We start from the raw sequence: 5,211 nt of genomic DNA on the forward strand, positions 1-5,211 counted from the left end.
GCACCGGCACCGGCACCGGCGCTTCGCGGCGCGGCCCGCAGCCGTCCCGCCCGCCGCACCCGGCGGGGCCGCCCCTCACTCCGGGAAAGGTCCCCAGGTCCGAGTTGTTCGCGTGCCGGCGCGTGATGCAGTCCGTGAGGGCCGCCGTCGTCGCGGGACCGGGAGAGGACCCGTCCGCCCGGAAACACCTCGGACGGGATCTCGGTCGCCGCATCCGGTTCGGCCCCTCCGTCCGCCACGGTTGGGTGGTGTCGGTCCACGCCGGGCGTCCGGCGTATCGGAGGGCGGGGGCCACCGCCCCCGCAGCGCGGCGAGGGCGTCAGGTGCGGCGGGGCGTGACCGTGATGAGCGTGCCGGGACGGGTGCCCGTGCCGGGCGGCAGGTGGCCCGGCGGTGCGGCGGTGGCGCCGGCTCCGCAGCCCGTGGACCGCAGGCGGCAGCCGGCGCAGCCCGAAGCGGGGCAGGAGGCCATGGTGTTCACCTCCAGCCTGCCCCTGCCGACCCAGTAGTCCACGATGGCCTCGACCTCGTCGCGGCCGATGCCGAGTTCGCGGGCGATGCCCGCGAGGGTGGTGCCGGGGCGGCCCGCCTCGACCCTGGCGAGGACTGCACGGAGGTTGTTCAAAGCATCAGCCTTCCGATCTGGAACACGGCGACGGCCAGCGCGTAGGCGACGGCCATCTGGATTCCCGTCCCCGCCAGCGCCCAGCGGCCTCCGAACTCGGCCCGTTGGGCGGCCACGGTCGCGGCACAGGGTGTGTAGGCCAGCAGGAAGACCATGAACGCGAGCACGGCCGGTACCGCGTGGCCGCCCGATGCCTCGTCGAAGGTGGCGGTGAGCCGGGTGCCGAGGTCGCCGGCCCGCTCGGCGTCGGCCGGCTCCTGAGTGCCGTAGGTCTGGGCGAAGGTCGAGACCACGGCCTCCTTGGCGACGAAGCCGGAGATCAGCGCACCCGTGGTGTGCCAGTCCCCGAACCCGGCCGGCTCGAACACGACCGAGACCGCCTGGCTGCTCCGCCCGTACAGGCTGTCGGCGACCGGCACCTGGGCGAAGGAGCCCTTCCCCGCGGGGATCGCGGTGAGGAGCCAGACCGCGGCGGTGGTGGCGACGATGATCCCGCCGGCGGTCCGCAGGAACCCGGCGAGCCGCTGCCAGGACTCCCCCGCGACGGTCCGTACGGCCGGCAGCCGGTAGGGCGGGAGTTCGAGGATCAGGGCTTCGCGCGGCTGGTCGCGGAAGAGCGTGCGGCGCAGCACCACGCCGACGAGGAGCACCAGCGCGATGGACAGGACGTACATCGCGAACACCACGGTGCCCGCGTGGCGTTCGAAGAACACGTTGGCCAGCAGCAGATAGACGGTCAGCCGGGCACTGCAGGTGACGAAGGGCACGAGTATGCCGGTCAGCAGCCGGTGCCGGGCGTCGGGCAGCACGCGGGTGGCGGCGATGGCGGGCACGTTGCATCCGAAGCCGACGATGAGCGGCAGGAACGCCCTGCCGGGCAGTCCGATCAGCCGCAGCAGCCGGTCGGCGACGAACGCCGCCCGTGCCAGGTAGCCCGAGCCCTCGAGGACCGACAGCAGGACGAACATGATGGCCATGAGAGGCACGAAGGTCAGGACGGCCCCGACTCCCGGGATCAGTCCGCCGAGTACGAACGTCGCGAACCACGTGCCTTCCAGGCCGGCCGCTCCCAGGAGTTGCCGCGCCGTGTCGAGGACCGGTCCGTCGGCCACGCGGCCGAGCGCGTCCTGCAAGGGGGCCGACAGTTCGGTCGTGGCCACGAAGACGCCCCACATGACGGCCAGGAACAGCGGCATCCCGAGCCAGGAGGAGGTGACGAGCCGGTCCAGCCGGTCGGAGAGCGTCCAGGTGTGCGGGGCGGAGTCGTGCACGCAGGCGGCCATGACGCGCCGGACCCAGTCGTACCGGCGCTCGGCGACGATCATGTCGACGTCGGTGCCGTCGGTGGCGGCGGCCCCGTCGGGGCTGTCGGGGCTGTCGGGGTGTGCCGCGGTGATCCCGGCACGCAGTCGTTCGATCCGCGGGCGGAGCGCGGCGGCCGCCGCAGACAGGACGGCGGCACGTGCCGGCACCGGTCCCGGGCCCGGTGCCGGTTCCTCCTCGGTGAGAAGACGCAGGGCCAGGTGGCGTGCGGGACCGCCCCGGCCCGGCTCTCCCGTCTCCGCTGTCTCCCCCGGCCCGGCCTTGGCGGCGGGCAGCAGCGCGGCCAGTTCCCGTACGGCGGTCTCGACTCCCTTCCCCAGTGCGGGCGGTGCGGGAGGAGGGGTGTGCAGGGTGGCCGCGACCTCCGCGGCGAGCCGGTCGAGACCGTCCCCGGAGCGGGGGCGGAGCGGGACCACCGGCACCCCCAGTTCCCTGGAGAGCCGGTCCGCGTCGACGCGCCGTCCGCGGGCCTTCGCCACGTCGAGCATGGTGAGGGCGACGACGACCGGAACTCCGACGTCGAGCACCTGCGCCAGCAGGTAGAGGTTGCGGGCGAGGTTGGCGGCGTCCAGGACCGCGACTACGAGATCGGGGCCCTGCCGGTCCCCGCTCCGCGCCAGCAGGTCGCGGACCAGGGCCTCGTCGGGCGAGCGCGCGGTCAGGCTGTAGGTGCCCGGCAGGTCGAGGACTTCCAGCGCGCCCCCCGCGACCGGCCAGGTACCGCTCGCCACCTCCACGGTGGTACCGGGCCAGTTGCCGGTACGACGGCGTACGCCGGTCAGGGCGTTGAACAGGGTCGACTTGCCCACGTTGGGGTTGCCCACCAGGGCGACCCGGGCGAGGGCCCGGCCGGTCACCGACGGAGGGCGCGCGGGTGCGGGGGAACAGCACGACGCGGTGGGTGCGGGAGAGCTCACGGTGCCGGCGAGGTCATCGCTCCGAGGGCTCATCGCGCGGCTTCCACGGACACGGCGGTCGCGGTAGGGCCGTCGAGTGCGAGGCGCGCCGCACCCACGGCGACCACCATCCGGCCGCCGAGACTGCGGCTGACCACCCGGATGGACGCGCCGGGGACGAACCCCAGCTCCGCCATCCGCAGGCGTTCCCGGTGTGCCGTGACGGACCGCAGCGTCACATGCGTGCCGACCGGGCAGTCGCCGAGCACCATCGCGCCACTCCTCAATTGTTGGTTAGGCATGCCTTACTGACCTGGACGGTAAGCGCCGCAGTGGCCGGGCGGCAGTGCCGTCCGGGCCCGGCGGGAGGGGCCGTCCGGCCCCGGCTGCCGGCGGCGGCCGGGAGCATCGGGTACTTGCGCGACGGGCCGCGTCGTGCGCGGGGGCGACGGCGCGCGTCCGGGCGCGGGCTGCCGGACAGGGCAACCACGTGCGGTCCGGCCCCGCGCATGCACACGGCCCGGACAGCCGGCAGAGAGCGACCGCGTGCGGACGGACCGGCCGGCCGGCCGACCGGGCAGTCGGCATGGAGCGACCGGGCGCAGGAGGCACGGAGCGACCGGACGCAGGCAACCAGGCGGCAGGGCGGCCGGGATCGCGGCGGTGACGGGCGTCCCCGGCCGCCGCGGGCCGGGGGACGCAACGCCGGTCAGGCGGTGCCCCGCCCCGGGAGCCGACCGGACCGGCCGGCCGGCTCTTATTTTCCACGGAGATGTCCGTAGTATATTGGCGTCAGCCTCGCCGGCCACGTCCGGCCACGAACCGCTGGAGCCCGTCATGACCCGTCTGACCATCGCCTCCGACCCCGAGGACGCCGCGGCCGTCGAAGCCGTCGAAGCGCACCACACCCATCTGGCCGGCGAGTTGGCCGGCCGCGTCACGATGCTGGTGAACGCGACGGAGGGCGCTTCCGGCACGGCCGAGAGGATCCGTGCCGACCTGGTCGGGTTCTGCGAGCGCGAACTGCTCCCGCACGCCGCGGCCGAGGAGTCGACGCTGTACCCGGCCGCGCAGGCCACCACCGAGGGCCGCCTCCTCGTCGAGGCCATGCTCGCCGAGCACCGCACCCTCACCGGTCTCGTCGGCTCCCTGCGCACGGCGGAGCGGCCCGTGCGGGCGGCGGCCGACGCGCGGGCTCTCCAGGTGCTGTTCGAGGAGCACCTGTTGAAGGAGAACACCCTCGTCCTGCCGCTGCTCGCCGCGCTTCCCGAGGTCTCCGTGGCAGGGCTGCTCGCCGGTATGCACGATCTGCTCGGCGGCGGCGAGCACTCGCACGCCGCGGCCGGCGAGGAGGGCCGGAAGGAGGGCGGCTGCGGCGGAGCATGCGGCTGCGGCGGCTCCGACGATGCCGACGTACCCGTGCTCGACGTGCGAGAGGTCCCGCACGCCCTGCGGCACGCCACGGTGTTCGGCGCCCTCGACGCCGTACCGCAGGGCCGGGCCATGGTGCTCGTCGCGCCGCACGACCCGCTCCCCCTGCTCGCGCAGATCGAGCAGCGCGCCCCGGGCGCCTTCTCGGTGGAGTACCTGGAGCGCGGCCCCGAGGCCTGGCGGCTCCAGCTCACCCACGGCTGACAGCGCCGGTCCGGGGACCGTACGGCGAGGACCGGCCGGCTCCCGGCACGAAGCGCGGCCCCCGGCCGGGCATCGGACGCGGCACCGGGCACGGCCTTGCTCGTCCGGGCGCCGGTCCCGGCCGGACAGGGGGCGGTGACCGGTCACGACGTACGAGCCCGGACCGGGCCAGGGGCCGTCGGGCACGACCTCGCGCACCACTGCGCGGCGGGAAGAACACCGGGCGGGGCCGCGCGGGCCGCGGCGCGGCCGGGCCCACCGTATCCGCGCGGGAGAGCGCGGACGACACGAGCGGAGGGGAAAGCGTTGGACGGCTGGGCCCAAGTGCGGTTCACCCACGTGACGGGCGCCGCCCTGTGGGTCGGCGTCCGGCTCGCCCTCTCCCTGGACGTCCTGCCACTGGCCCGCCGGATGCTGGACGCCGGGGCGCGAGGGATGTTCGTCCAGGCGGCAGGGCGCAGGTTCGGCCTGATCACCGCCGCGCTCTTCCTTCCCGTCCAGCTGACCAACGGCGTGGCGATGGCCTGGCGGCAATGGCCTGGCACAAGGGAGTGACGTGGGCGTCGCTCGCGGAACCCGGCCACGGCCGCATACTCGCCGCCAAACTCGCCCTGTTCACCGCCGTCATGGCCGCCGCGGCCCTGCACGGCTGGGCGCACGCCCGTGGCCGTCCCGGACCGGCCAGGGCTCTCGCCGTCGCCTCGCCGGCCGGAACGCCGGGCGTCGTGCTGC

At 75.0% G+C, this 5,211-nt stretch carries 5 protein-coding genes and 1 pseudogene; 3 read left to right on the top strand and 3 right to left on the bottom strand.

The features are described from left to right. Positions 1-319 precede the first annotated feature (319 nt). From GUY61_RS34295 to GUY61_RS34305, 3 genes are all read right to left on the bottom strand, one after another. Complete coding sequence (locus tag GUY61_RS34295; RefSeq protein ID WP_166634228.1) at positions 320-625, bottom strand: FeoC-like transcriptional regulator; 306 nt, start codon at positions 623-625, stop codon at positions 320-322. Further along, positions 622-2,805, bottom strand: coding sequence for a ferrous iron transport protein B (gene feoB, locus GUY61_RS34300; protein ID WP_208106815.1), 2,184 nt, complete (start codon positions 2,803-2,805; stop codon positions 622-624). Before feoB ends, GUY61_RS34295 begins: the two co-directional genes overlap by 4 nt. Before the next feature lie 89 nt (positions 2,806-2,894). Continuing rightward, entirely contained in the window at positions 2,895-3,116 is a 222-nt protein-coding gene (locus GUY61_RS34305; RefSeq protein WP_166634230.1) for a FeoA family protein, read from the bottom strand. 565 nt (positions 3,117-3,681) lie between these two features. Here GUY61_RS34305 and GUY61_RS34310 point away from each other — a divergent pair. The 3 genes and pseudogenes from GUY61_RS34310 to GUY61_RS39395 form a co-directional block, all read left to right on the top strand. Further along, positions 3,682-4,479 carry a DUF2249 domain-containing protein gene (locus GUY61_RS34310; protein WP_166634231.1) on the top strand — a complete coding sequence of 266 codons (798 nt, stop codon included), beginning with the start codon at positions 3,682-3,684 and terminating at the stop codon, positions 4,477-4,479. A 306-nt stretch (positions 4,480-4,785) separates the two neighbouring features. Beyond that, positions 4,786-5,034: a hypothetical protein gene (locus tag GUY61_RS39390; protein WP_208106816.1), complete on the top strand. Its 249-nt coding sequence runs from the start codon at positions 4,786-4,788 to the stop codon at positions 5,032-5,034. Next, positions 5,013-5,211 (top strand): annotated as a pseudogene (locus tag GUY61_RS39395) (hypothetical protein); the annotation flags it as partial. The gene GUY61_RS39390 and the pseudogene GUY61_RS39395, both read left to right, overlap by 22 nt.

Source organism: Streptomyces sp. GC420 (assembly GCF_009916105.1).
Classification (GTDB): Bacteria; Actinomycetota; Actinomycetes; order Streptomycetales; family Streptomycetaceae; genus Streptomyces.